Source organism: Sphingomonas sp. 35-24ZXX (genome assembly GCF_000786215.1).
GTDB lineage: Bacteria > Pseudomonadota > Alphaproteobacteria > Sphingomonadales > Sphingomonadaceae > Blastomonas.
The window spans coordinates 1-22,252 of sequence record NZ_JROG01000007.1 but is presented as its reverse complement, the minus strand read 5'-3'; the positions used below and the strand labels follow the sequence as shown (position 1 = coordinate 22,252).

Below are 22,252 nucleotides of genomic sequence, written 5' to 3'. Positions count from 1 at the left end.
CGCCAGCGCGCCGATCCATCCGCCGCAGCGGGGATCGGCGCGTCCGCAAATCAGCGGAAGGGTGGCTCGTTGAAGGCGCGCAGCTTGCGGCTGTGCAGGCTGTTGGTCTCGCCGCGCAGGATCTCGCAGGTGCGGATGCCGATCTGCATGTGTGCGGCGATGGCCTCTTCATAGAAGCGATTCGCCTGGCCCGGCAGCTTGAGCTCGCCGTGCAGCGGCTTGTCGGACACGCACAGCAAGGTGCCATAGGGTACGCGGAAGCGGTAACCCTGTGCCGCGATGGTCGCGCTTTCCATGTCGATGGCCACGGCGCGGGACTGCGAGAACCGCAAGGCGCTGGCCGAATAGCGCAGTTCCCAGTTGCGGTCGTCGGTCGTCACGACCGTGCCAGTGCGCATCCGGCGCTTGAGGTCGGCGCCACTGGTGCCCGAGATGTCTTCGGCCGCGCCGGCCAGCGCCTGCTGGATTTCGGCAATCGGCGGGATCGGGATTTCGGGCGGCAGGACGTCGTCCATGATATGGTCGTCGCGCAGGTAGGCGTGGGCCAGCACATAGTCGCCGATCCGCTGGGTAGGGCGCAGGCCGCCGCAATGGCCGATCATCAGCCATACTTCGGGGCGCAGCACCGCGAGGTGATCGGTGATGGTCTTCGCATTGGATGGGCCGACCCCGATATTGACCAGGGTGATGCCGCCAAAATCAGGCGCGATCAGGTGATAGGCGGGCATCTGGTGCCTGCGCCAGGCGCTGTCGGCGACCAGCTGGCTGGGGTCGGCGCCCGGCTGGTCGGTGTACAGGCCGCCCGCGCCGGACAGCGCGGTATAATGGCCCTTGCCGATCTGGCTGCATGCCCAGCCAACGAACTCATCGACATAGCGGTGATAGTTGGTGAACAGGATGAAGCGCTGGACATGCTCGGCGGGCGTGCCGGTGTAGTGCCGCAGCCGCGCCAGCGAGAAATCGGTGCGCAATCCGTCGAACAGCGACAATGGCCGCTCCGATCCATGACCGAACGAGAGAAAGCCGTCGGCAATCTCGTCACCGATGTCGGCCAATTCGGTCGTCGGGAAATACCGCGCCAGCTCCAGCGGGGTGATGCCGCCGAGTTCGGGCCCGGAAATGCCGTCGAGCACGTAAGGGAAGGGGATTTCCTGCTGGCTCGGCTCGACTGACATGGTCACGTCATAGCTCTCGCGCAGCAGAGTGAGCTGCTCGGTCAGATAATCGGCAAACAGGCGGGGGCGGGTCACGGTCGTCGAATAGACGCCCTGGGCATTGAGCCGCCCGAACGACAGGCCGGGCACGGCGCCGCGCTCGGTGCCGTCATATTCGATTCGCAGCGAGGGATAGCTGAACGCGCCGCTCAGCCGCAGCGCGGGATCGGGCGGGGTGCCGTGTTCGACAAACGCCCGGATCGCGGATTGGAGATTGCCCACCGACTGCTCGTAATGGTCGGCCAGCTGTTCGATGATGGTTTCGATAGTGCTCATGTTCAGCTCTTAACCACTTCGGATGTCACTGTCATTACCGGAAAGGGGGCTGCGGCGGGCGCGCGATTTCAGGCGGTTGCAAGCGAGGCTGCGCCCCGCCTATGATAAGGCCCAATCATGATGAAGGGGATGGAGCGATGACACGATCTGACACGGCGCCGGCGTTGGCGATCAAGCGCGCCGCGATGGCCGCTTGCCTGGTGCTCGCATCTGTGGCCCCGGTCCAGGCCGTGGCCCAGGCGCAGAACCCGGCCCAGGGCAATGCCGACGATCGGGTCGAGGTCAACGCCTTCACCCCCACCAGCGTGCGCGAGGTACTTGCCCCCTTCGGCACCGCGGTGACCGTCGCCGACCGGCAGACGCCCGAGGGCCGACCGTTTGTCGAGGCGAGCTTTGGTCAGCTGAAGATCAACATGTTCTTCACCGCCTGCCCGCCGGGACAGCCCAACCAGTGCCAGGGCCTGTATCTGCTGGCCTTCTGGCCCAAGCCGGCAGAGCGCAATCCGCAGAACCTCGCGCAGGCGGCCGGCGACTTCAACCGGCTTTACGAGTTCAGCAAGGCAGGCGTCTCGGTTGCGGGCGAACCGTTCGTGGCGCGCTACCTGATCAGCGACTTCGGGGTGAAGCGCGGCACGTTGCGGCGCGAGGTGACCAATTTCGTGGTGCTGGCGCAGCGGTTCAACCAGGAAGTGGTATCGCCGCCCGCCCAATAGTCCGCGCAAGAACCGGACTGTCTGATACGAAAAAGCCGGGCTCCACCGCTGGAACCCGGCTTTTTGATGTGTGGCTGCAAAGCCCGATCAGGCGGCGGCTTCGCCGTCTTCCTCTTCGGGTTCGTCCATCTGGATGAGGCCCGGTTCAGCATTGGGATCGAACTTTTCCACGAAGCCGGCGGGCTTCTGGTCTTCTTCGAACATCTGCTGCATCACGTCGACACCGGCCTTCTGCAGCTCGGCTTCGTCGTCGCTGCGGGCAACGTTGACGGTGACGCTGACCGAAACTTCCGGGTGCAGCGCGATCTTGACCGGGAACACGCCCAGCGTCTTGATCGGGCGTTCCAGGATGATCATCGCCTTGGTGACGGCGGTGGCGCCGGCAGCGTTCAGCGCGTCGGCGATGTCGCGGACCGACACCGAACCGTACAGCTGGCCGCTGTTCGACGAGGCGCGGATGAGGACGACCTGCATGCCATCGACCGACTCGGCGCGCTTGGCGGCTTCGTCACGCTTGGCAATGTTGTCGGATTCGATGCGCTCGCGGTTGGCTTCGAAGACCTTGCGGTTGGCTTCGTTGGCGCGCAGGGCCTTCTTGTTGGGCAACAGGAAGTTGCGGGCATAGCCGTCCTTCACGGTGACAACGTCACCGATCGAGCCGAGCTTCTCGATCCGTTCGAGCAAAATGATCTGCATGTCCCTTGCTCCTTACTTCACGATGTATGGCAGCAGGCCGACGTGGCGTGCGCGCTTGATGGCCTTCGACAGCTCGCGCTGCTTCTTGCCGGAAACCGCGGTGATGCGGCTGGGGACGATCTTGCCACGTTCGGACATGAAGCCCTGAAGCAGGCGCACATCTTTGTAATCGATGGCGGGAGCGTTCTTGCCCGAGAACGGGCAGGACTTGCGGCGGCGGAAAAATGGGCGTGCCATGTGTCTTTATCCTTCCTGGCTCAAGCGTCGCGGTCGCGGCGGGGGCGACGTTCGCGGTCCTGCTTGCGCATCATCACCGACGGGCCGGCTTCCAGCTCGTCGACGCGCACGGTCAGATAGCGGATGACATCTTCGTTGATCGAAGTCTGACGCTCCAGCTCGGCAACGACGCCGGCAGGGGCATCGATGTTGAGCAGCACGAAATGTGCCTTGCGGTTCTTCTGGATCTTGTAGGCAAGATTGCGCAGACCCCAGGTCTCGGTCTTGGTGACCTTGCCTTCGTTCTGTTCGACAATCTCGGTTGCGGTCTGGGCCAGCGCGTCTACCTGGGCCTGTGACAGGTCCTGGCGCGCCAGAAAGACATGCTCGTAAAGCGGCATGTGCAAGGCTTCCTTTTTCATCTGCCGATCGCTGATGTGCGCACCATGCGACACACCCCTCCGGCTTTCTTCGATGCCTTCGGGGACGTCAGTCGTCCGAAGGCAAGCGCGGGCTAATACCCAAAAGGCGCAGGAAAGCAAGCGTGGTGGCAAGAAAAAGCGGCATGGACGACGGTAAACCTGCTTTGCGGGGTCAGAGGGGCGCTCAGGACCGGTGCGAGCTGTAGATCAGCACCTGATTGCGGCCCGAGTTCTTGGCCTCGTACAAGGCGGCATCGGCATTGCGCAGCACCTGGCGGTTGGGTTCGCCCGGCACAAACGGGGCCACGCCGGCAGAGAAGGTGATGCGGCCGATCGGCGCGCCATTGTCGCGGTTGACCAATGTGCGTTCGGCCAGTTCCTCGCGGACGGCATCGATCTGCTGCTTCGCCTCGGCCGTACTGGTGTTTTCCAGCACGATCACGAACTCTTCGCCCCCGTGGCGGGCGAGATGGCAATTGCCGCGCCCGAAGCCATCGAGCACCTTGGCGACCAGCTGCAGCACACGGTCGCCGGCCTCGTGGCCATGGGTGTCGTTGACCTGCTTGAAATGGTCGATGTCGATGAACGCCACCGACAGCGGCTCGAACCGTTCCTTGGCGCGGATCGCCGCGGCAGAGAATTGCTGTTCGAAGGCCCAGCGGTTGGGCAGCCCGGTCAGCTGGTCGCGCTGCGCCTTGTCATTGGCCTCGTCGAGCCGGCTGCGCATCTGGCTGAGCTTCTTGGTGCTTTCGTCCAGGCTCTCGCTCGCCTTCTTGGTCGACTGCATCATCTGCGTGGTGATCTTGAGCAGCGCCTTGAACTGCGCCTCGATCGGCATGTCGGCCTGTTCGGCGGGGTCAAGATCGCGCATCCAGTCGAGCCGCGACTGCAGCGCCTCGGCATAGGCCATGCTTTCCTTGCCGCTCTTGCTCAGGGTCTTGAAGCCGCCCGCAAGCAGCGCCTCGCTCTCGGCGACCAGCGCGTTCAGGTCGTTGACCTTCATCACGCCCTCGCACTCGTCCATGATTTCCGAAACCATCTCTGGCGACAGCCGACCATTGGTGTCGAGCTTGCGGTTGACCGCGGTGCGCAACGCATTGTTGCCACCGTTGAGATATTCCCAGCCCAGCTTGTAATGATCGGGCAGGGGGTCCAGCTGGACCTGTTCCAGGAACGAGAAGACCTTGAGATACATCTGTTTGGTGATGTTCTCGAAGACGCTCTCCTTGGGCGGGGCATCATCCTCCACCTTGGCCTGACCGGCCAGGATAGACGCGGCGAGCTTCATCCTGTCTCTGAGGTTGCCACGCTGCGCCTGAATTTCTGCCATCGGTTGACCCAATCGTCCTTAATTGAACATTCATGAGCCTTAACGACCGGCCGCGCTGCGGCTTAAGGCCCAAAATGAGGCCAAGTTATAATTTTTCCCGGTTATCCGGCTATTTCGGCCCATGCCGCCCGGGCGATCGGCAGCCCTGCATAGCGGGGCTGGTCGATCAGGCAGTTCTCCGCCGCCAGCAGCCGCAGATGGTGATGCACCGCCGGAGTGGCATGCGCGGGATCCTGCCGCAGGGCCGTGGTGAGACCCGTGGCATCAAAGCCCAGAATGTCGAGCCGCCGGGCCTGGCTCGCCCGGAAGCCGGGGCCCAGTGCGGCATCGCGCGCCGCCATACCCAGCGCGTTGGCTGCGACCCTGGCCTCGAAGCGCTGATGGCCGTTCGCCTGCGCTGCGATGCCGGCATCCAGCCACAACGCAACCGCATCGGCGAGCGCCGCACCCGAAGGCACGCCATTTTCGGGCGTCCTGTCGGTGCGGGGCCAGTCCATGCGCGCAGGGATATCGGCCAGGTCATCTGCCAGCAGCAGCATCAGGTCGATCTCGACCTCTGACACCCGGCGTCCGATCACCAGCCGTTCGGGCCCGCTTTGATCGCCGCGCCGCCAGATATCCGCCATCACCAGACAGCACACGCCCCACCACAGGCACGAATAGACCAGCCAGAAGCGGAACCGCGCCGGGTCCACCGGCGCACCGGTGATGGCCTCATAATATGGCAGCATGTCCTCGGGCCGGGCAAAGCCGCCCAGCGGCTTGTCGTAGCGACCAAAGCGCCAGCTGGGGATGCAGCCGAATGCCAGGTCCTGAACGGGATCGCCCAGATGCGCGAGTTCCCAGTCGAGCACGGCTGACAGGCCCTCGGGCATCACCAGCAGGTTGCCCATGCGAAAATCGCCGTGGCACAGGCGTGGCTCGACAGGTTGCGGCAGCGCTCGCTCCAGCCAGCCAAAGGCGAGCGCGTAAATCGGGGAAACGCCGCCCAGATCGCGCCAGCGCGCCTCCAGATCGGCGAGCATGTCCGCCGGGGCGCGGTAGCTCAACGAGGAGGGAAGCTGGGACGGCGGGATGGCATGGATCGCCGCCAGCTGCTCGGCCCATTGCCGGGGCAGGCGTTCGAGCGCCGGCGCGAACGCCGGATCGCGCAGCAGCACCTGCGGCAGCGCTTCGCCCGGCGCGCACGCCATGATGAAACCTTCACCCAGCCCGTGTTCGGGGGCCAATCGGGCACGGACCGCGGGCGCCATCACCCCGTGCCGCACGGCGGTGTCGATGACGTCGGCCTGCCCATCCAGGCTGAGCGCACCGGAATCGATCGCGGCATCGTCGCCGCGCAGGCCTTCGGGCATGCGCCGCAGGATCAGGGGCGTATCGCCCCAGATGAAGCGCCAGCTCTGCATGCTGGCTCCGCCTGAAAGCCGCTTGAGATCGCGCAGCGGACCATCGCCGCCCAGCGCCTCGCGGCAAAGCGTTTCCAGCCGCGCAGCAAAGAGTGTATCGTCCATCGCCTGGTGTTAATTGATCGATTAACCGGCCGCAAGCACCTTGCAACGGTGCGGCAACGGGGATAACGGGCGGCGCTTGACGCGCCGGGCTGGAGGGCCCTGGCGCGCTGAGGCAAATCTGGCGAGGGACATACAGCCGTGACACGCGCATTCATTTTTCCGGGACAGGGCAGCCAGAAGGTCGGCATGGGCAAGGACCTGGCCGCAGCCAGCGCCGAGGCGCGCGCGGTCTTTCAGGAGGTCGACGAAGCCTTGGGGCAGAACCTGTTCAAGCTGATGTGCGAAGGCCCGGCGGACGAACTGCAACTGACCGAAAATGCGCAGCCCGCGATCATGGCCAATGCCATCGCGGTGATGCGCGCGCTGAACCATGCAGCGGGCGATGGTCCGGTGACCTTTGCCTATGTCGCAGGGCACAGCCTGGGCGAATACAGCGCCTTGTGCGCCGCCGGATCGCTCGATCTCGCTACCACCGCACGGCTGCTCAAGCTGCGCGGTCAGGCGATGCAGGCAGCGGTGCCGGTGGGCGAGGGCGCTATGGCCGCCTTGCTGGGCATCGAGTTCGAAGAAGCGGTCAAGGCCGCCGAGCAGGCTGCGGGTGATCAGGTCTGCGCGGTCGCCAATGACAATGCCTTTGGCCAGGCCGTGATTTCCGGCCATGTCGCCGCAGTCGAACGCTGCCTGCCGATCGCCAAGGACCTGGGCGCGCGCAAGGCGATGATGCTTCCTGTGTCGGCACCATTCCACTGTTCGCTGATGCAGCCCGCCGCCGATCGCATGGCCGAGGCGCTGGCTGATACCGTGATCAAGACCCCGTGTGCGCCGCTGTTCGCCAACGTGACGGCGGCACCGGTGAGCGATCCGGCGCAGATCCGCGCGCTGCTGGTCGATCAGGTGACGGGCATGGTTCGCTGGCGCGAGTCCGTGCTGGCGATGCACGCGGCCGGGGTCGATCACTTCATCGAACTGGGCGGCAAGGTGCTGGTGCCCATGATCAAGCGTATCGTCGAGGACGTCGCCAGCGAAAGCCTGGTCGAGATGCGCGATATCGAAAGCCTGCTTGAGGTGGTCTGAGACCGAAAGACAACCCAATCGACCACGCCCGCCCGGACTGAGCGGAGGGGGCAGGGCGAGGCACTATTAGGAGAATTCGGATGTTCGATCTTACAGGCATGACTGCACTGGTGACCGGTGCCAGCGGCGGCATCGGTTCGGCGATTGCGCGCGGGCTTGCCGCGCATGGTGCGCGGCTGGCGCTGTCGGGCAGCAACGAGGCCAAGCTTGCCGAGTTTGCAGCCTCGCTGGGCGGCGATCATGTCGCGCTGACTTGCGATCTGTCCGATCCGGCGGCGGTCGACGGCCTGGTGCCGCGCGCAGTCGAGGCTCTGGGGTCGCTTGATATTCTGGTCAACAATGCCGGCATCACCCGCGACAACCTTGCCATGCGGATGAAGGACGACGAATGGTCCGATGTCATCCGCGTCAATCTGGAAGCCGCGTTCCGGCTCTGCCGCGCGTCTGCCAAGCCGATGATGAAGGCGCGCTTTGGCCGGATGATCTCGATCACCAGCGTCGTCGGCGCAACCGGCAACCCCGGCCAGGCCAATTATGCCGCGTCCAAGGCGGGGCTGGTGGGCATGTCCAAGGCGCTGGCGGCAGAGCTCGCCAGCCGCAACATCACCGTCAATTGCGTCGCGCCGGGCTTTATCGCCTCTGCCATGACCGAGGTTCTGCCCGAGGCGCAGAAATCGGCCTTGCTGGGGCGCATCCCGGCGGGCAAGCTGGGCGAGGGCGACGATGTCGCTGCCGCCGTGGTCTATCTGGCCAGCCGAGAGGCAGGCTATGTCACCGGCCAGACGCTGCACGTCAACGGCGGCATGGCGATGCTGTAAGGCAAAGCGCCATGCCAGCCCTCTTGCCAGCCGTGCAAAGCGGCATTAGGGCGGGCGGTGAATGTCAGTTCGCAAATTTTGGTTACACACAAATCGAAGGAACTCTGCATGAGTGAGACTGGGGACCGCGTTAAAAAGATCGTGATCGAGCATCTCGGCGTGGAAGCGGAGAAGGTCACCGAGGACGCAAGCTTCATCGACGATCTGGGCGCAGACAGCCTGGACATCGTCGAACTGGTGATGGCGTTTGAAGAAGAATTCGGGGTCGAAATCCCTGACGATGCTGCCGAAAAGATCAGCACCGTCAACGACGCCATCGAATATATCGACAGCCACAAGGGCTGATCAGCGGCAGATACAGGGGCTGGGCCCATTGCGCCGGCATAACGCTGCAACGGCCAGGGATGGCGGGCTGCGTTACCGTGCAAAAGCGGTGACCCGTGTAAAGATAGGATGGCTTCCCTGACTGTCGCATTGCGACCGGGGAAGCCATTTTTCGTTTTGAAGGGCCGCGGCATGGGGGCAACGCCTGCCGCCCGCCCCGACAAGAGCTTTCAGGAGTGAGGCGAATGCGCCGTGTAGTCATTACAGGTTTGGGTCTGGTCACGCCGCTGGGTGCGGATGTCGAGACGGCGTGGAGCAATCTGATCGCCGCCAAATCGGGCGCAGGGCCGATCACGCGTTTCGATGCGAGCGAGTACAAGTGCCGCATCGCCTGCGAGGTCAAGCCCGCCGACCATGCCTATGGCTTCGATCCCAATCTGCGCGTCGACCACAAGGTGCAGCGCCAGGTCGATCCTTTCATCATCTATGGCATCGATGCCGCAGGCCAGGCGCTGGAAGACGCCGGCCTCACCGACATGACCGAGGAAGAACGCTATCGTGCGGGCTGCTCGATCGGTTCGGGCATTGGCGGCCTGCCGGGCATCGCCAGCGAATCGCTGGTGCTCGATGCCAAGGGCCCCGGCCGGGTCAGCCCGCATTTCGTCCACGGCCGCCTGATCAACCTGATCTCGGGCCAGGTCAGCATCAAATACGGCCTGATGGGGCCCAATCACGCGGTCGTCACTGCGTGCTCGACCGGTGCGCATTCGATCGGCGATGCCGCGCGGATGATCGCGCTCGACGATGCCGATGTCATGCTGGCGGGCGGCGCCGAAGGCGCGATCTGCCCGATCGGCATCGCAGGCTTTGCCCAGGCACGCGCGCTGTCCACCCAGTATAACGACCAGCCCGAAAAGGCCTCGCGCCCCTATGATGTCGGCCGTGACGGCTTTGTCATGGGTGAGGGTGCAGGCGTCGTGGTGCTCGAGGAATATGAACGGGCCAAGGCGCGTGGCGCCAAGATCTATGCCGAGGTGATCGGCTATGGCCTGACTGGAGATGCCTATCACGTCACCGCGCCGCATCCCGAAGGCTCGGGCGCGTTCCGCTCGATGGAAATGGCACTGCGCAAGTCGGGCCTGGCGCTCGATGACATCGATTATATCAACGCGCACGGCACCTCGACGCCGCTGGGCGACGAGCTCGAACTGGGCGCGGTTCGCCGCCTGTTCGGCAGCGCGATCGAGACGCTCTCGATGAGCAGCACCAAATCCGCGATCGGCCATCTGCTGGGCGGCGCAGGCGCGGTGGAATCGATTTTCTGCGTGCTGGCGATGCGCGACCAGATCGTGCCGCCGACGCTGAACCTCGACAATCCCAGCGAGAATTGCATCGGTGTCGACCTGGTCCCGCACAAGGCCAAGGAGCGCAAGGTCAAGGCCGTGCTCAACAACTCGTTCGGCTTTGGCGGCACCAACGCCAGCCTCATCATGAAGGCGGTGTAATCCGCCATGCTGCGCCGATTGGGATGTATCGTTCTGGCGGGCGCGGCCGCACTGGTGCTGCTGATCGGCGGCAATTTCTATTGGGGCTGGACCGCATCGGGACCTGCGACACAGGAACTGGCGGTGGTCGTCCCTGCGGGCAGCTCGCTCGCAGGCGCCGCCAAGGTGCTGGAGGAAAAGGGCGCGATCAGCTCTGCCGGCGCGTTCCTCAACCGGGCCAAGGTGTTCGGCAGCAGCGATCCGATCAAGGCGGGCGAGTTCGTCATCCCTGCTGGCGCCAGCAACGCGCAGATCCTGAACATCCTGCAGGGCGGCGATGTCGTGTTGCGCATGGTCACGGTGCCCGAAGGCATGCCCAGCATCCTGGTGCATGAAAAACTGATGGCGGAAAAGCTGCTCACCGGCGAGGTGCCCGTGGCCGAGGAAGGATCGATCCTGCCCGAAAGCTACAGCTTCGAGCGAGGCGAAAAGCGCATCGCGGTGATGCTGCGGATGCAGAAGGCGATGCAGGGCACGATCGAGGAGCTCTGGCCCAACCGTTCGCCCGACACCGTGGTGAAGACGCCGCAGGAGGCGATCACGCTGGCGGCGATCGTCGAGAAGGAAACCGGCAAGCCATCCGAGCGCCGGATGATCGCAGGGGTTTATTCGAACCGTATCCGCAAGGGCATGATGCTGCAGGCGGACCCGACCATCATCTATCCGATCACACGCGGCAAGCCGCTCGGCCGCCGCATCCGCCAGTCGGAAATCTCCGACGTCAACGATTACAACACCTATGCGATGACGGGCCTGCCCAAGGGACCGATCACCAACCCGGGACGTGCGTCGATCGAGGCGGTGCTCAATCCTGCACGCACCGATGCGCTGTTCTTCGTCGCCGATGGCACTGGGGGGCATGTGTTCGCGACAACATTGGCCGACCACAACCGCAATGTCGAAAAATGGTTCGCCATCCGCCGCGCGCGCGGGGAAATGTAGTCCGCGTTTGCTTTAGCGGCTCCAGCGCCGCTTCTTGGCGGTCAGCGTCAGCCAGATTTCGAGCGCGATCGATCCTGCGATCAGCAACTGGAAGCCCAGCACTTCGGCGGTGAGATTGGCCGGGTCGCCAAACAGCCACGCGTTCTGCAACACAAGGCCGACCGCAGAGGCAATGAACAGCCACAGCGCAAAGTGCCGCCGCAGCAGCAGCGCGATCACGCCCGCCGTGCCGGTCACGGTGGTCAGGACAAATCCGTAAAAGGCGATTGGCGGGCGGGCGGCGTACAGCGCCTGCTGCTCGGGCGCGAGCTTGCTGACATCGCCGAGGCCGAGCACGGGATCGAACAGCAACGCGACCAGCCCGATGACATTCCAGGCCAGCAACGCGATGGCCAGCAGCCAGAACCAGCCCAGCGGCCGTGACATGATCATAGAAGGCGTCCTCCAGATACATCCAAAATGAGATAATGTGAGGTTGATGCAACCATGTCACGCATCCTTGCGTCGGGTCCAATGGACTGTCCCTACGAATGCGATCAAGTCATCGAAAAAAGCGATTAGAGCCGCATAATGTTTTCATTTCACAGCGGACGCCATTGCCCCTAGATGCTGCACTGCAAAAACAATTTTCCCCATCGTTCAAGGAGTTTCCGTATGATCGGACGTAACGTTCCCAATGTCTGCTTGAAAACGCGCGTGCGCGACGACAGCATCGAGGGCCCGAACCCCTTCCGCTGGCAGGACCAGCTGACCGGCGATCTGCTGGAAGGCAAGCGCGTCGTGATCTTCTCGCTGCCCGGTGCATTCACCCCGACCTGCTCGACCTCGCAGGTCCCCGGCTTCGAAGCGCTGTACGACGATTTCCTCGCCGAAGGCATCGATGAAATCTACTGCGTTTCGGTCAACGACGCATTCGTGATGTACCAGTGGGGCAAGTCGCTCGGCGTGCAGAAGGTCAAGCTGCTTCCCGATGGCTCGGCCGACTTTACCCGCCGCATGGGCATGCTGATCCGCAAGGACCACGTCGGCTTCGGCGAGCGCAGCTGGCGCTATGCCATGGTTGTCGACAATGGCGTGATCACCGACTGGTTCGAAGAGCCCGGCATCAACGATCATGGTCTGGACAGCGATCCCTATGGCGAAACCGCCCCGGAAAACGTGCTGGCCAAGATCAAGGCAAAGCAGCCCGAACTGGCCTGAGCCGGTTCGTCACCTATCCCTGATGGGTCGCAAGCGGGGGCGCGGTGCAGCGATGCACTGCGCCCCTTTGCGTAGGGTGCAGGCCGGGTTAAGGCCGTGAGTGTGCAACGCGACCCCATCATCATGACGGCCAGCATGGGCCCGGGTGACCAGGCCTGGGCCAATGGCTTGCGCCGCGCGCATTTTCCGCCAGAGCGCAACGTGTTGGATGCGCATATCACGCTGTTCCATCACCTGCCCGGCCATTGCGAGCACGAAATTGTCGCGCGGACTCGCGCGCTCGCGGCCGAGTTTGCCGTACCGAAAGCGGATCTGACCGAGGTCATGCACATGGGGCGGGGGGTCGCCTATCGTGTCCATTCGCCCGAGCTGATGGCCGTGCGCGAGATGATTGCCGAAGGGCTGCACGGCTTGCTGACCCAACAGGACCAGGGGCGCCCCCGTCTGCACATCACGGTGCAGAACAAGGTCGAGCCTGCCGTCGCCCGCGCGCTGCAGGCAGAGCTGGCAGCCGCCTTCATCCCCCGACCGCTGGCGATCACGGGGCTGGCGCTCCATTTCTACAAGGGCGGACCTTGGGAGCCGATCGGCCGTTGGCCGTTTCGAGGGCGCGCCAGGGCCTGCTGACCCGCGCTATCTGCGCAGCGCGCGCAACCCAGCGCGTCCGGCAATCACCAGGGTCGCGAGGATCGCAAGTCCGGTCAGCGCGAATTTGAGCGGGGTGAGCACGCTCTTGGCATCGAGCCAGTCCGCCCTTCCGCTGAGCGCGAGCAGCTGGATGATGTTCTCGGCATAGTCGCTCACCATGCCGGCGAGCATCACCCACGCGACCCAGCGCGCAGACCCGCCGCCCAGCCGCATCGCCAGGCCTGCGAAAAACGCACCATAAGCCAGCGGATAGAGCCCATCGTAGATCAGCGTGGCATGCGCGTGGATGTCGCGCTGCCAGGGTGACAGCCGCGCCAGCAGCGCGCGCGCAGATGCGCCGTTGAGCGTGAGATCGAGCATGCCGCCGATCGTCTCGCCGGTCTGGCGGAGCAACGCCCCCAGCAACACCATCGCGGCAAAGCTGAGCGCCAATATGGTCGTGCGGGCGAGGGGCGGAACAGGACTGGTCATGGCATCTCCCACGCGGGAACGCCCGATGGAGCGACCGCCATAAGCCTGAATGCCATGGGTTGAACCGCTAGCAAAGAACCTAGATCCGGGCGATGCCCGGTCAGGTCAACCGAAGCCTGAGCGCCGCGCCGCAGCGGGCGCGGCAGCCGAGGATCAGACCGCCTTCTTGCGACCGCCGCCACGGCCCTGCTTGCCCAAGCCGATCTGCAGCGCCAGCTCGCGGCGGCGTTCCGCATAGCTGGGGGCGACCATCGGGTAATCGCGCGGCAGGCCCCATTTGGTGCGATAGTCGTCGGGGGTCATTCCATAATGGACCATCAGATGCCGCTTGAGCATCCGCAGCTTCTTGCCATCTTCCAGACAGACGAGGTGATCGGGCTTGATCGAAGAGCGGATGGGAACCGCAGGTTCCTTCGGCGCTTCGGGCTGAACAGTCTCACCCTTGCTGATGCTGCGGAGCGCACTGTGGACGGACTCGATCAGCTGCGGGATTTCGGAATTCGCCAGCTTGTTGTTGCTGATATGTGCAACAACAATATCGGCGGTCAAAGATACCAGATGCTCGAGATCGTCCATGATTTTCCCCTACCCCTTCGAAAGGTCCGTTATGGATCAATCGATAGTCCGTATTGGAGGAAATGAAAAGCCGTTGTTTTGGGGGTAAAGAGTAAGGCCGCATTGCAGTTCGCGGCACTTAACATCGCGTGTAACAGAACAGTTCGATCGGCATTCATCGCCGATCAGTGCGCACCATTGCCTTGTGAAACAGCGCTTTGCGGCGCGCAGGGACTATCGCCAGCCGGAATATAGCCTGCAAGCGCAGCCATGATGTCACCAATCCCCTGCAATTGGGGTGCGGCTGCAATCGCGCGAATGGCTGGCCTGACCGCCAGGCGATAACTGATCACCCCTGCCGATGATTCCTGTCGTTCGCCACCGATCGAGAGGATGAACCGGTTGGCGGGCATGTTCTCCGCCAGCGTCTGGATATCGAGTTCGCAGATCGCTTCGACCTCGCAATGGATCAGCAGCACCGTCGTCAGCATGCGGGCGAGGCCTATGCCCTGATAATCATCGATAACCGCGACCGAAAACTCGCCGATCCGCGGATGATCATCGCACCGGATGGCGTGGACCGCCGCCACGGCGGGGTTGTCGATGCCATCGCAATGGATCGCGCCCCAGGCGATATGGTCATGTCCGTCCACATCGACCAGCCGCTCGATCACCGAATCGGACGGCATCGGCTGAACCGAGAAAAAGCGCAGATAGCGCGACTGTTCCGAAAGCCGCGCTATTCCTTCACGCATCCGGGGTTCGTCGGACTGGCGCACCGAGCGGATGCAGATCGGCTTGCCGTCCTCGGCCAAAGTCTCGATGATCTCATCGCGAAGTTCGGACGGCCCTCGACCTGACACCATGCGCCTCCATCGGTTGATGGTGGCCACTGTCGCACAGTTCGGCGGGAATGAGCAGACGAAAGATCGACGCTTCTGCCGACCGGGATCACACTGCGGCGAGTTCCTGGCGAAGTGAGTCGACCCAGTTGGCGACCGATCGGAACGCCTTTTCGGTCATCCTGAGATAGACCTTGCGGTGATCGCGCGGGTCTTTCTCCCGCCGCACGAGGCCGTCTTTGGCCATGCGGTCGATGTAGCGCAGCGATGTCGTCGCCGGCCGCCGCGACGCGAGGCAGGCGCTGGTCACCGATATGTCGCGCCCGGTGATATGGCCGACGAACAGGTCGAGCAGCATGTCCCAGGCGGGGTCAGAGAGCAGCTGCGCATCGGCGATATTGTCGCGATTGGCCCTCAGCTTGAGATAGCGACTGGCCGTTTCCGCCCGGGCTTTCCAGGGTTCGTTGGCATCGAGCAGCGGCGCGGGCGGCTGCTGTTCGCTTTCAGGCAGGAGGATCAGGCAATAGAACTGGGTCATTGGGGGGTACCAGACGTCTGAATTCCCGATGATCAAGATACACCCCCGCCACCATGCTGAGCAGCAGCGGCACGACCCAGAAAGTGGCAATTGCCGAGTAGATCTTGGGCAGATAGTCGGGTGCGATGATCGTCGCGAGATGGGTGGCAACGGTCAGCAGCTGGAAGGCGGTGATCCACAGCGGCCAGTACCGGTCGCTGCGCAGGGCAAAGATATAGGCGACCACCAGATAGGCGGCATCCACCGCCAGCAGCGGCCAATGCGTCTGTCGCCACTGGGTGTCCATGGCCTGTGCGACCCAGGTCAGCAGGGTCGCGATCACGAAAAGCCCGACGGCCTTTCTGCCTTCAGCCTGACCGTGCAGCCAGACAAAACCGCAGCTCAGCGATGCGAGCAACCAGAAGATGATGGAAATCATGGGATCTGATCATCGCATCGCCGGAACTGCGTCAACCGAATGTGGTCTCGGGCTCGCGCGCAAGCTCCTGCAGCGATCCGGCCAGCGGCGTCTCGCCAGGGCAGCCGACGCTCATCGGAGCCTGATCGCTGCGGCGCTTGATGGCATTGAGATGGCCGACGAGCTTGACCATGCTGCCGCGCGCCGAAATCAGATGGCCGGTGCTTTCGTGGATGGTGCGTAGCGCGATCTGCGAATCGCGGGCAGGGACTTCGGACAGCCCGTTGGCTTCCAGCATGGTCATCGACAGCCGGGCGGCATCGAGAAGGGCGCGGTCATAGCTTGCAAAGGACGAGCGGGTGTCCCCGGCGACAATGCGGACGGCGTTGCCATCAATATGCATGTTTCATCTCCTTGATGCACCGTCTGCGGTGCAAGGTTGCCGATCAATGCATCAGATCAGCTGAACGCCTTGAGCGCCCCGCCCAACACCAGCGCGAAAGCCGTGGTGTAGATCAGCGACAGTCCCGCAATACGCAGGATCGCCTGTGTCTTCTGGCCGTCGTCGAGTGTGGTTCTGATGCCGCCGAGGGGAGGAAATCCGATGCGCGTCTGCCACTGGTCGGTGGCAGGCGGAGCGGGCTTGTCTCCTTCCGACGCGGCAAGAGGTGTCACAGCCACTGCCACTGCGGCAATGTCCGGCGATTTGAGTTCAAATGGTTTGAATGCCGCAGGCTGGGCATTTTCCACGAGCCAGCGCGCCGCGGTGCGACGATCCGGCGCCCCCATGGTCTTCTTTGCACGCTGGAGGTACTGGTCGACAGTCATCGGCGTCAAACCGAGCTGCTTGGCGATTTCCTTGGAAGTATAGCCGTCGGCAACCAGGCGCAGACAGTTGACCTGCACATCGGTCAGTTCTGCATTCATCTGTTGCAAACCCGCCCCCGTCTTGCCGGTTCATCCGCTTTGGATGTCATTCACCTTCAATTCGGATATATCCTAAATGAAGGCACAAGGGAATTGATCCGCTGCGCAGTGCGGGGATTTCTGCCCAATCTGGGACAAAATCCCCGGAACCGCGACGTCATCCGAGCGCGAAAAATCGTCTCGTAATGCGCGATCCAAACCTGGCTTGCTGCGAATCACTTGTATTAGCGATTCGCACCACCCCATCTGCGGCGGCGCAGATCGTCCTTATTCGGGCAGGAAGTCAGGCACCGACAAATAGCGTTCGCCGGTATCGTAATTGAAGCCCAGCACCCGCGAGCCTGCGGGCAAATCAGCAAGCTTCTGCGCGATGGCCGCCAGCGTCGCGCCCGACGAGATGCCCACCAGCATGCCTTCTTCGCTAGCCGAGCGGCGCGCCATCTCCTTGGCATCGGCCTGATCGACCTTGATCACGCCATCGAGCAGCCGGGTGTGCAGGTTGCCCGGAATGAAGCCAGCGCCAATGCCCTGGATCGGGTGCGGGCCGGGCTGTCCGCCCGAGATCACCGGAGACAGCGCCGGTTCTACCGCATAGACCTTCAGATCAGGCCAATGCCGCTTGAGCTCCTGCGCGCAACCGGTGATATGGCCGCCCGTGCCCACGCCGGTGATCATCACGTCGATCGGCGCATCGGCGAAATCGGCGAGGATTTCCTGCGCGGTGGTGCGCACGTGCACGGAAATGTTGGCCGGGTTTTCGAACTGCTGCGGCATCCACGATCCCGGCGTCTGGTTGACCAGCTCCTGCGCGCGTTCGATAGCGCCCTTCATGCCCTTTTCGCGCGGGGTCAGATCGAAGGTCGCGCCGTAAGCCAGCATCAGCCTGCGCCGCTCGATCGACATGCTCTCGGGCATCACCAGCACCAGCCGATAGCCCTTGACCGCGGCCACCATCGCCAGGCCGACGCCGGTGTTGCCCGATGTCGGCTCGATGATCGTGCCACCGGGCTGGAGCGAGCCATCAGCTTCGGCTGCCTCGATCATCGCCAGCGCAATCCGGTCCTTGATCGATCCACCGGGATTGGTCCGTTCCGACTTGATCCACACCTGCGCGTCGCCGAACAGGCGGTTGATCCGGACGTGCGGGGTGTTGCCAATCGTCTCGAGGATGTTGCTTGCGATCATGTCGATGTCTCTCCTGCAGAGGGCGCCTTGGGCTGCGGCGCATTCGAATGGGGATGTGCCTCTTCCTCGGCAGGATCGAAGCTGCGCGCTGCGCCGATCTGCGGGAACAGCCGGGCCCAGAGTGCTGTCACCAATATAGCACCGCTGCCGCCCGCCACAACCGCCGCCACCGGCCCGATCAGCCAGGCGAGCATGCCGGAAAAGGCATCGCCCAGCTCGTTGGAGGCCGACACGGTGAGCAGCGAGACCGCAGATACGCGGCCGCGCTTGTCGTCTGGCGTGTTCAGCTGGATCAGCGACTGGCGCACATAGACGCTGAACATGTCTGCCGCGCCTGCGATGAACAGGCACGCCATCGAGACGATCAGGATTTTGCTGAAGCCGAAGACGATGGTCACCAGGCCGAACAGGAAGACGCTGGCCAGCATCTTGTTGCCGACATTGGTGCGGATCGGGCGGAACGAGAAGAGCAGGGCGACCAGAGCGGCGCCGGCCGCAGGGGCCGATGCCAGCAGTGACAGGCCCTGTTCGCCGACTTTCAGGATGTCGCGCGCGAACACCGGCAGCAATGCGGTCGATCCGGCGAGGAACACCGCAAACAGGTCCAGCGTGATCACGCCGAGCACCAGCTTGTTCTGCCCGACATAGGCCATGCCGTCGATGATCTGCGCAATCGGGCCCTTGCCCTTGTCCATGATCGTGCGCGGCACCGGGCCGACAGTCAGCATGGCAAGCCCCGCCACCGCATAGAGACAGGCGCTGACGATATAGGGCAGGTCGGGCCGGATCGCATAGAGCGGGCCGGCGATCGCCGGGCCCACCAGCATCCCCGATTGCCAGGCGATCGACGACAGCGCGATGGCGGTCGGCAGCGAAGCCTTGGGCACGAGATTGGGGGCCAGCGCGCTCAGCGACGGTCCCAGGAAGGCACGGGCGGTGCCCAGCAATGCCGCGATGCAATAGAGGATCGGCAGGCTGATCAGATCCTGGGCGGTGGTCCAGGCGAGCGTTGCGGCGATCGCCGCCTGACAGAACAGCACAATGCGCGCCACCAGCCGCCGGTCCATGCGATCGGCGATCCAGCCGACGAGCGGGGTGAGCACGAACAGAGGCGCGAACTGCAGCAGCCCGATCATCCCCAATCGTGCCGAGCTGGCGGCGATATCCATCGTCTCGCGCGCAATGTTGTACGCCTGCCAGCCGACGATCAGCATCATGCAGTACAAGGCCAGCATCGACGCCAGCCGCGTCAGCCAATAGGCGCGGTAATTGGCGATGGTGAACGGGTGGGGAGCGGCTGCCTGGTCCATGGCGGTGCGGTAGGCGAGCGAATGCCGGGCGGCAAGCAAGATGAACTTGGCACCGCCTCATCGCGCGTTGTGCGTGTGCGAAAGAATGTCCCTTCCCAAGGCTGGCTGTTGCTGTCAGCAATGGGTTTCATCCGGACCATCTGCCGGAACCGGAACGATCTGCATCGGAACAATCTCAAGAGGTCGCGCATGAACTGGTCGAAAAAGCTTCTCGCTGCAGCATCGCTCGCCGTGATGGTGACGGCGTGCAGCCCGGCAACGCCCGAAGCCCCAGGAGGGGCGGACAAGAGCACCGGCATCGATACCGCGTCCGAATGGGGCAAGTTCGTCGACACGTTCCTGACCGGCTATTTCCCGCGCAATCCGGATTTCGCGGTCTATCAGGGGCGGCACGAGTTCGATGGCAAGTTGCCCGACTGGTCGGAGGCCGGTCTTGCCGATCAGATTGCGTTCTTGGAGAAGACGCTGGCCGACGCCGAGGCGATGGACGCCACCAAGCTGAGTGCCGAGCAGACGTTCGAGCGCGATTATCTGATGGCGGTGGTGCGCGGCGAACTGTTCTGGCTCAAGGACGCCGATTGGCCCCGCCGCAATCCGGCGTTTTATGCCGGGACGCTCGACCCTTCGGTCTATGTCACCCGGCCCTATGCCGATGTCACCACCCGCGCCAAGGCCTTCATCGCCTATGCCCGCGGCGTGCCCAAGGCCGCCGAGCAGATTCGTGCGAACCTCAAGACCCCGCTCGACCCCTATGCCATCGACTATGGCGTCAATGCCTTTGCCGGCTATGCCACCTTCTTCACCGGGGATGCGCGTGCGGCCTTTGCCGCGGTGGAAGACGATGCGGTCAAGGCCGACCTCGAATCGGCGACGGCCGAGGCGAGCAAGGCAATGCAGGGCCTCGCCGACTGGCTGACCGCCCAGAAGGCCACTGCCAAGGTCAGCTACGCTTTGGGCCCCGACCTGTTCGGCAAGATGCTGGCCACCACCGAAATGGTCGATCTGCCGATTGCCGAACTGAAGGCGATCGGCGAGGCGGATCTCAAGCGCAACCAGGATGCGCTCACCTCTGCCTGCGCGCAGTTTGCGCCGGGCGCGAGCATGCCCGATTGCATGGCCAAGCTGTCGCTCGACAAGCCCGAGGATGGTCCGGTCGCCGAAGCGCGGCGGCAGCTGCCGGAGCTGCGTGCGTTCCTTGTCGACAAGGATCTGGTGTCGATCCCCGGCACGGAAGAGGCCAAGGTCGAGGAATCGCCGCCGTACAACCGGCAGAATTCGGCCTATATCGATATTCCCGGGCCATATGAGAAAAGCCTGCCATCGGTCTATTATATCTCGCCGCCTGATCCGTCATGGGCGCCGCAGGTGCAGGCCGATTACATCCCGCCCAAGAAGGACCTGCTGTTCACCAGCGTGCACGAGGTCTGGCCCGGACACTTCCTCAACTTCCTCCACGCCAACCGCGCCAAGTCGTTCTTCGGGCGGCTGTTCGTTGGCTATGCCTATGCCGAGGGCTGGGCGCATTATACCGAAGAGATGATGTGGGAGGCCGGGCTCGGCAAGGGCGACCCGGAGGTGCACATCGGCCAGCTGGCCAACGCGCTGCTGCGCAACTGCCGCTATCTTTCCGCGATCGGCCTGCACACCGGCGGCATGACCGTCGACCAGTCGCGCACCCTGTTTCGCGAACAATGCTATATCGATGAGGGCAATGCCCGCCAGCAGGCGCTGCGCGGCACCTATGATCCGGGCTATCTCAACTATACCCTGGGCAAACTGATGATCCGCAAGCTGCGCGCCGACTGGACCGCGGGCAAGGGCGGGCGCGAGGCGTGGAAGGCCTTCCACGATGCCTTCCTGTCCTATGGCGGCCCGCCGGTGCCGATGGTGCGCGCCGCGATGATGGAAGAGCCGAAGCCCAAGGCGGTGTTCTGACGGCTCAGCCCTTGGCAGGAACCGGGGGGTCGTTGTCGGCAACTTCCGTCAGCGATCCGCCCAGTTTCTCGCATTCGCCAGCCTCGGTGAATTTCCAGGCATTGCCCTGATAATCGACCGTGGATGTGCCCGCGCAGCTGGTGCCGGGGCCGGCGGCGCAGTCATTCTGCTTGGCAAGCGCGATGCCATAGCATTTTTCCTGCGCGGCAAGCTCGGTCGCGGCCTTGTCGATCGCCTTTGCGCTCGTCTCTTCGGACGATGCGGGTTTTTCTGACGAACAGGCAGCAAGGGATGCCGCAGCGATCATGGCTGAGGCGAGAGCAGCGAGCCTGGGTGATGGCGACATGGCAGAGGGTTCCTTGCAGCGTTGCGTTCAGGATCATCGCTGACACAGGCTGCGTGAGTCGTCAAACGGTGCGCTTGCAGGTTCCGCCGGCCTGGCGGCAGGCAAGCATAGCCATGCGGCAAAGATGCGATTGCGATGCCGGGTAGCCAACCTTGCTGCCCGGCACCGCTCCAGCCTTTGATCCGGCGTTAAATCCGCCAGCGGGAGGCCGGGATCACTGCGGTTCGTCGCGCTTGTAGACGTGCGGGTTCTCGCGAACGCCCTTCGGGAAAAGCTTGCGCACCATGCCGCGGGCCGCCGCATCTGCCCTCAGCAGCGTATCGCGCATCGGCTGTTCCGGCCGACCCCTGAACGAGGTGACATGAAACTCATCGTCGTCGCGCAGTGGTTCGTCGGAGAAATAATAGTTGGACACGCAGCACCGTGCGCGGTCAACGCGGATGGGGCTGACCGAATGCAGCGAGCGGCCGTGCGTGGCCATCACCACCAGCCGGTTGAACTTGCTTTCGATGGTGATCGCCGGGGCTTCCAGGCCGTTGGGCCACAATTCGAGGTTGCCGCCATTGGCCAGCGCCCAATCAGGCGACACGTAATACAGCAGGTTCAAAACGCGCCAGCGATCACGGTCCTTGTCGTGGCTGTTGTCGATATGCGGGTTGAGAAAATGCCCCTCGGTCATCATCGAGATACCGCCGGCATAGAGGTTCTCGTCCGGATAGGCCGATATCATGCCGCAGATTCCGCGCAGCGCAGTAACAATCCGCTCATCCTGGAATGCGTAGATCGCTTCTTCTAGGCCGTGTTGACAAAACACTTCA

27 protein-coding genes are annotated in these 22,252 nt (G+C 63.6%); 9 read left to right on the top strand and 18 right to left on the bottom strand.

Annotated features, from left to right (window positions below):
- Positions 1-50: 50 nt before the first annotated feature.
- Positions 51-1,496 (bottom strand): AMP nucleosidase, encoded by a 1,446-nt coding sequence (locus LI72_RS13195; protein ID WP_443018125.1) that lies wholly within the window; start codon positions 1,494-1,496, stop codon positions 51-53.
- A gap of 131 nt (positions 1,497-1,627) precedes the next feature.
- On the opposite strand from LI72_RS13195, the gene LI72_RS13190 reads away from it, so the two are divergent.
- Complete coding sequence (locus LI72_RS13190) at positions 1,628-2,203, top strand: YbjN domain-containing protein (protein ID WP_156139614.1); 576 nt, start codon at positions 1,628-1,630, stop codon at positions 2,201-2,203.
- Positions 2,204-2,290: 87 nt separating this feature from the next.
- On the opposite strand, the gene rplI is transcribed toward LI72_RS13190, so the two are convergent.
- From rplI to LI72_RS13165, 5 genes are all read right to left on the bottom strand, one after another.
- The gene (rplI, locus tag LI72_RS13185; RefSeq protein ID WP_033926420.1) at positions 2,291-2,899 is read right to left on the bottom strand and encodes a 50S ribosomal protein L9; all 609 of its coding nucleotides are present in this window, start codon (positions 2,897-2,899) and stop codon (positions 2,291-2,293) included.
- Positions 2,900-2,911: 12 nt separating this feature from the next.
- A complete protein-coding gene (gene rpsR, locus LI72_RS13180; RefSeq protein ID WP_017670246.1) occupies positions 2,912-3,136 on the bottom strand; it encodes a 30S ribosomal protein S18 in 225 nt (74 codons plus the stop codon).
- Positions 3,137-3,156: 20 nt separating this feature from the next.
- The gene (rpsF, locus tag LI72_RS13175; protein ID WP_033926656.1) at positions 3,157-3,516 is read right to left on the bottom strand and encodes a 30S ribosomal protein S6; all 360 of its coding nucleotides are present in this window, start codon (positions 3,514-3,516) and stop codon (positions 3,157-3,159) included.
- A 205-nt stretch (positions 3,517-3,721) separates the two neighbouring features.
- Positions 3,722-4,867: a GGDEF domain-containing protein gene (locus LI72_RS13170; protein ID WP_033926419.1), complete on the bottom strand. Its 1,146-nt coding sequence runs from the start codon at positions 4,865-4,867 to the stop codon at positions 3,722-3,724.
- Between the two features lie 101 nt (positions 4,868-4,968).
- A complete protein-coding gene (locus tag LI72_RS13165) occupies positions 4,969-6,378 on the bottom strand; it encodes a phosphotransferase family protein (protein ID WP_033926418.1) in 1,410 nt (469 codons plus the stop codon).
- A 138-nt stretch (positions 6,379-6,516) separates the two neighbouring features.
- Here LI72_RS13165 and fabD point away from each other — a divergent pair, with 138 nt between their 5' ends.
- The 5 genes from fabD (at position 6,517) to mltG (ending at position 11,080) form a co-directional block, all read left to right on the top strand.
- On the top strand, positions 6,517-7,452 hold the full coding sequence (gene fabD, locus LI72_RS13160; RefSeq protein WP_033926417.1) for an ACP S-malonyltransferase: 936 nt from the start codon (positions 6,517-6,519) through the stop codon (positions 7,450-7,452).
- 80 nt (positions 7,453-7,532) lie between these two features.
- Positions 7,533-8,270 (top strand): 3-oxoacyl-[acyl-carrier-protein] reductase, encoded by a 738-nt coding sequence (gene fabG, locus LI72_RS13155; protein ID WP_033926416.1) that lies wholly within the window; start codon positions 7,533-7,535, stop codon positions 8,268-8,270.
- A gap of 108 nt (positions 8,271-8,378) precedes the next feature.
- Complete coding sequence (locus LI72_RS13150; RefSeq protein WP_023836488.1) at positions 8,379-8,615, top strand: acyl carrier protein; 237 nt, start codon at positions 8,379-8,381, stop codon at positions 8,613-8,615.
- Between the two features lie 224 nt (positions 8,616-8,839).
- Positions 8,840-10,099 carry a beta-ketoacyl-ACP synthase II gene (gene fabF, locus LI72_RS13145; RefSeq protein ID WP_033926415.1) on the top strand — a complete coding sequence of 420 codons (1,260 nt, stop codon included), beginning with the start codon at positions 8,840-8,842 and terminating at the stop codon, positions 10,097-10,099.
- Positions 10,100-10,108: 9 nt separating this feature from the next.
- A complete protein-coding gene (gene mltG, locus LI72_RS13140) occupies positions 10,109-11,080 on the top strand; it encodes an endolytic transglycosylase MltG (RefSeq protein ID WP_033926655.1) in 972 nt (323 codons plus the stop codon).
- A 12-nt stretch (positions 11,081-11,092) separates the two neighbouring features.
- On the opposite strand, the gene LI72_RS13135 is transcribed toward mltG, so the two are convergent.
- Positions 11,093-11,512 (bottom strand): hypothetical protein, encoded by a 420-nt coding sequence (locus tag LI72_RS13135; RefSeq protein ID WP_052129835.1) that lies wholly within the window; start codon positions 11,510-11,512, stop codon positions 11,093-11,095.
- Between the two features lie 222 nt (positions 11,513-11,734).
- Between LI72_RS13135 and LI72_RS13130 the strand changes: the two genes are divergently transcribed.
- Together LI72_RS13130 and LI72_RS13125 are read left to right on the top strand one after the other, a co-directional pair.
- Positions 11,735-12,280 carry a peroxiredoxin gene (locus tag LI72_RS13130; protein ID WP_033926414.1) on the top strand — a complete coding sequence of 182 codons (546 nt, stop codon included), beginning with the start codon at positions 11,735-11,737 and terminating at the stop codon, positions 12,278-12,280.
- 135 nt (positions 12,281-12,415) lie between these two features.
- Positions 12,416-12,907: a 2'-5' RNA ligase family protein gene (locus LI72_RS13125; protein WP_197051926.1), complete on the top strand. Its 492-nt coding sequence runs from the start codon at positions 12,416-12,418 to the stop codon at positions 12,905-12,907.
- 6 nt (positions 12,908-12,913) lie between these two features.
- Here LI72_RS13125 and LI72_RS13120 read toward each other — a convergent pair whose 3' ends face one another.
- From LI72_RS13120 to LI72_RS13080, 9 genes are all read right to left on the bottom strand, one after another.
- Positions 12,914-13,399, bottom strand: a complete 486-nt coding sequence (locus LI72_RS13120; protein ID WP_156139612.1) for a hypothetical protein — start codon at positions 13,397-13,399, stop codon at positions 12,914-12,916.
- 153 nt (positions 13,400-13,552) lie between these two features.
- Positions 13,553-13,975 carry a MucR family transcriptional regulator gene (locus LI72_RS13115; RefSeq protein WP_033926412.1) on the bottom strand — a complete coding sequence of 141 codons (423 nt, stop codon included), beginning with the start codon at positions 13,973-13,975 and terminating at the stop codon, positions 13,553-13,555.
- Positions 13,976-14,139: 164 nt separating this feature from the next.
- Positions 14,140-14,820, bottom strand: coding sequence for a GNAT family N-acetyltransferase (locus tag LI72_RS19115; RefSeq protein ID WP_052129834.1), 681 nt, complete (start codon positions 14,818-14,820; stop codon positions 14,140-14,142).
- Between the two features lie 85 nt (positions 14,821-14,905).
- Positions 14,906-15,334 (bottom strand): winged helix DNA-binding protein, encoded by a 429-nt coding sequence (locus tag LI72_RS13105; RefSeq protein WP_052129833.1) that lies wholly within the window; start codon positions 15,332-15,334, stop codon positions 14,906-14,908.
- Positions 15,300-15,752, bottom strand: a complete 453-nt coding sequence (locus LI72_RS19110; RefSeq protein WP_052129832.1) for a hypothetical protein — start codon at positions 15,750-15,752, stop codon at positions 15,300-15,302. The genes LI72_RS13105 and LI72_RS19110 overlap by 35 nt, the downstream gene beginning before the upstream one ends.
- A gap of 31 nt (positions 15,753-15,783) precedes the next feature.
- Positions 15,784-16,134, bottom strand: coding sequence for a hypothetical protein (locus LI72_RS13095; RefSeq protein ID WP_033926411.1), 351 nt, complete (start codon positions 16,132-16,134; stop codon positions 15,784-15,786).
- A gap of 56 nt (positions 16,135-16,190) precedes the next feature.
- Positions 16,191-16,658: a helix-turn-helix domain-containing protein gene (locus LI72_RS13090; protein WP_033926410.1), complete on the bottom strand. Its 468-nt coding sequence runs from the start codon at positions 16,656-16,658 to the stop codon at positions 16,191-16,193.
- 267 nt (positions 16,659-16,925) lie between these two features.
- The gene (gene cysK, locus LI72_RS13085; protein ID WP_033926409.1) at positions 16,926-17,843 is read right to left on the bottom strand and encodes a cysteine synthase A; all 918 of its coding nucleotides are present in this window, start codon (positions 17,841-17,843) and stop codon (positions 16,926-16,928) included.
- Positions 17,840-19,153: an MFS transporter gene (locus tag LI72_RS13080; protein WP_033926408.1), complete on the bottom strand. Its 1,314-nt coding sequence runs from the start codon at positions 19,151-19,153 to the stop codon at positions 17,840-17,842. Before LI72_RS13080 ends, cysK begins: the two co-directional genes overlap by 4 nt.
- A gap of 189 nt (positions 19,154-19,342) precedes the next feature.
- On the opposite strand from LI72_RS13080, the gene LI72_RS13075 reads away from it, so the two are divergent.
- A complete protein-coding gene (locus LI72_RS13075; RefSeq protein ID WP_033926649.1) occupies positions 19,343-21,088 on the top strand; it encodes a DUF885 domain-containing protein in 1,746 nt (581 codons plus the stop codon).
- A 4-nt stretch (positions 21,089-21,092) separates the two neighbouring features.
- Here LI72_RS13075 and LI72_RS13070 read toward each other — a convergent pair whose 3' ends face one another.
- Both LI72_RS13070 and LI72_RS13065 read right to left on the bottom strand, forming a co-directional pair.
- Positions 21,093-21,434: a BufA1 family periplasmic bufferin-type metallophore gene (locus LI72_RS13070; protein WP_033926407.1), complete on the bottom strand. Its 342-nt coding sequence runs from the start codon at positions 21,432-21,434 to the stop codon at positions 21,093-21,095.
- A gap of 214 nt (positions 21,435-21,648) precedes the next feature.
- Positions 21,649-22,252 (bottom strand): 2OG-Fe(II) oxygenase (locus tag LI72_RS13065; RefSeq protein ID WP_033926406.1); only part of this gene is annotated, 604 nt, incomplete at its 5' end.

What these genes read in the sequence shown, in the direction of transcription:
- LI72_RS13090 (WP_033926410.1), bottom strand. Translation starts at nt 16,658, where the DNA reads ATGAATGCAGAACTGACCGATGTGCAGGTCAACTGTCTGCGCCTGGTT.
- fabG (WP_033926416.1), top strand. Translation starts at nt 7,533, where the DNA reads ATGTTCGATCTTACAGGCATGACTGCACTGGTGACCGGTGCCAGCGGC.
- cysK (WP_033926409.1), bottom strand. Translation starts at nt 17,843, where the DNA reads ATGATCGCAAGCAACATCCTCGAGACGATTGGCAACACCCCGCACGTC.
- LI72_RS13150 (WP_023836488.1), top strand. Translation starts at nt 8,379, where the DNA reads ATGAGTGAGACTGGGGACCGCGTTAAAAAGATCGTGATCGAGCATCTC.
- LI72_RS13095 (WP_033926411.1), bottom strand. Translation starts at nt 16,134, where the DNA reads ATGCATATTGATGGCAACGCCGTCCGCATTGTCGCCGGGGACACCCGC.
- LI72_RS13070 (WP_033926407.1), bottom strand. Translation starts at nt 21,434, where the DNA reads ATGTCGCCATCACCCAGGCTCGCTGCTCTCGCCTCAGCCATGATCGCT.
- fabF (WP_033926415.1), top strand. Translation starts at nt 8,840, where the DNA reads ATGCGCCGTGTAGTCATTACAGGTTTGGGTCTGGTCACGCCGCTGGGT.
- LI72_RS13165 (WP_033926418.1), bottom strand. Translation starts at nt 6,378, where the DNA reads ATGGACGATACACTCTTTGCTGCGCGGCTGGAAACGCTTTGCCGCGAG.
- LI72_RS13190 (WP_156139614.1), top strand. Translation starts at nt 1,628, where the DNA reads ATGACACGATCTGACACGGCGCCGGCGTTGGCGATCAAGCGCGCCGCG.
- LI72_RS13115 (WP_033926412.1), bottom strand. Translation starts at nt 13,975, where the DNA reads ATGGACGATCTCGAGCATCTGGTATCTTTGACCGCCGATATTGTTGTT.
- LI72_RS13120 (WP_156139612.1), bottom strand. Translation starts at nt 13,399, where the DNA reads ATGACCAGTCCTGTTCCGCCCCTCGCCCGCACGACCATATTGGCGCTC.
- LI72_RS13130 (WP_033926414.1), top strand. Translation starts at nt 11,735, where the DNA reads ATGATCGGACGTAACGTTCCCAATGTCTGCTTGAAAACGCGCGTGCGC.
- LI72_RS13080 (WP_033926408.1), bottom strand. Translation starts at nt 19,153, where the DNA reads ATGGACCAGGCAGCCGCTCCCCACCCGTTCACCATCGCCAATTACCGC.
- LI72_RS19115 (WP_052129834.1), bottom strand. Translation starts at nt 14,820, where the DNA reads ATGGTGTCAGGTCGAGGGCCGTCCGAACTTCGCGATGAGATCATCGAG.
- rplI (WP_033926420.1), bottom strand. Translation starts at nt 2,899, where the DNA reads ATGCAGATCATTTTGCTCGAACGGATCGAGAAGCTCGGCTCGATCGGT.
- LI72_RS13135 (WP_052129835.1), bottom strand. Translation starts at nt 11,512, where the DNA reads ATGATCATGTCACGGCCGCTGGGCTGGTTCTGGCTGCTGGCCATCGCG.
- rpsR (WP_017670246.1), bottom strand. Translation starts at nt 3,136, where the DNA reads ATGGCACGCCCATTTTTCCGCCGCCGCAAGTCCTGCCCGTTCTCGGGC.
- LI72_RS13075 (WP_033926649.1), top strand. Translation starts at nt 19,343, where the DNA reads ATGAACTGGTCGAAAAAGCTTCTCGCTGCAGCATCGCTCGCCGTGATG.
- LI72_RS19110 (WP_052129832.1), bottom strand. Translation starts at nt 15,752, where the DNA reads ATGATTTCCATCATCTTCTGGTTGCTCGCATCGCTGAGCTGCGGTTTT.
- LI72_RS13170 (WP_033926419.1), bottom strand. Translation starts at nt 4,867, where the DNA reads ATGGCAGAAATTCAGGCGCAGCGTGGCAACCTCAGAGACAGGATGAAG.
- rpsF (WP_033926656.1), bottom strand. Translation starts at nt 3,516, where the DNA reads ATGCCGCTTTACGAGCATGTCTTTCTGGCGCGCCAGGACCTGTCACAG.
- LI72_RS13125 (WP_197051926.1), top strand. Translation starts at nt 12,416, where the DNA reads ATGGGCCCGGGTGACCAGGCCTGGGCCAATGGCTTGCGCCGCGCGCAT.
- LI72_RS13105 (WP_052129833.1), bottom strand. Translation starts at nt 15,334, where the DNA reads ATGACCCAGTTCTATTGCCTGATCCTCCTGCCTGAAAGCGAACAGCAG.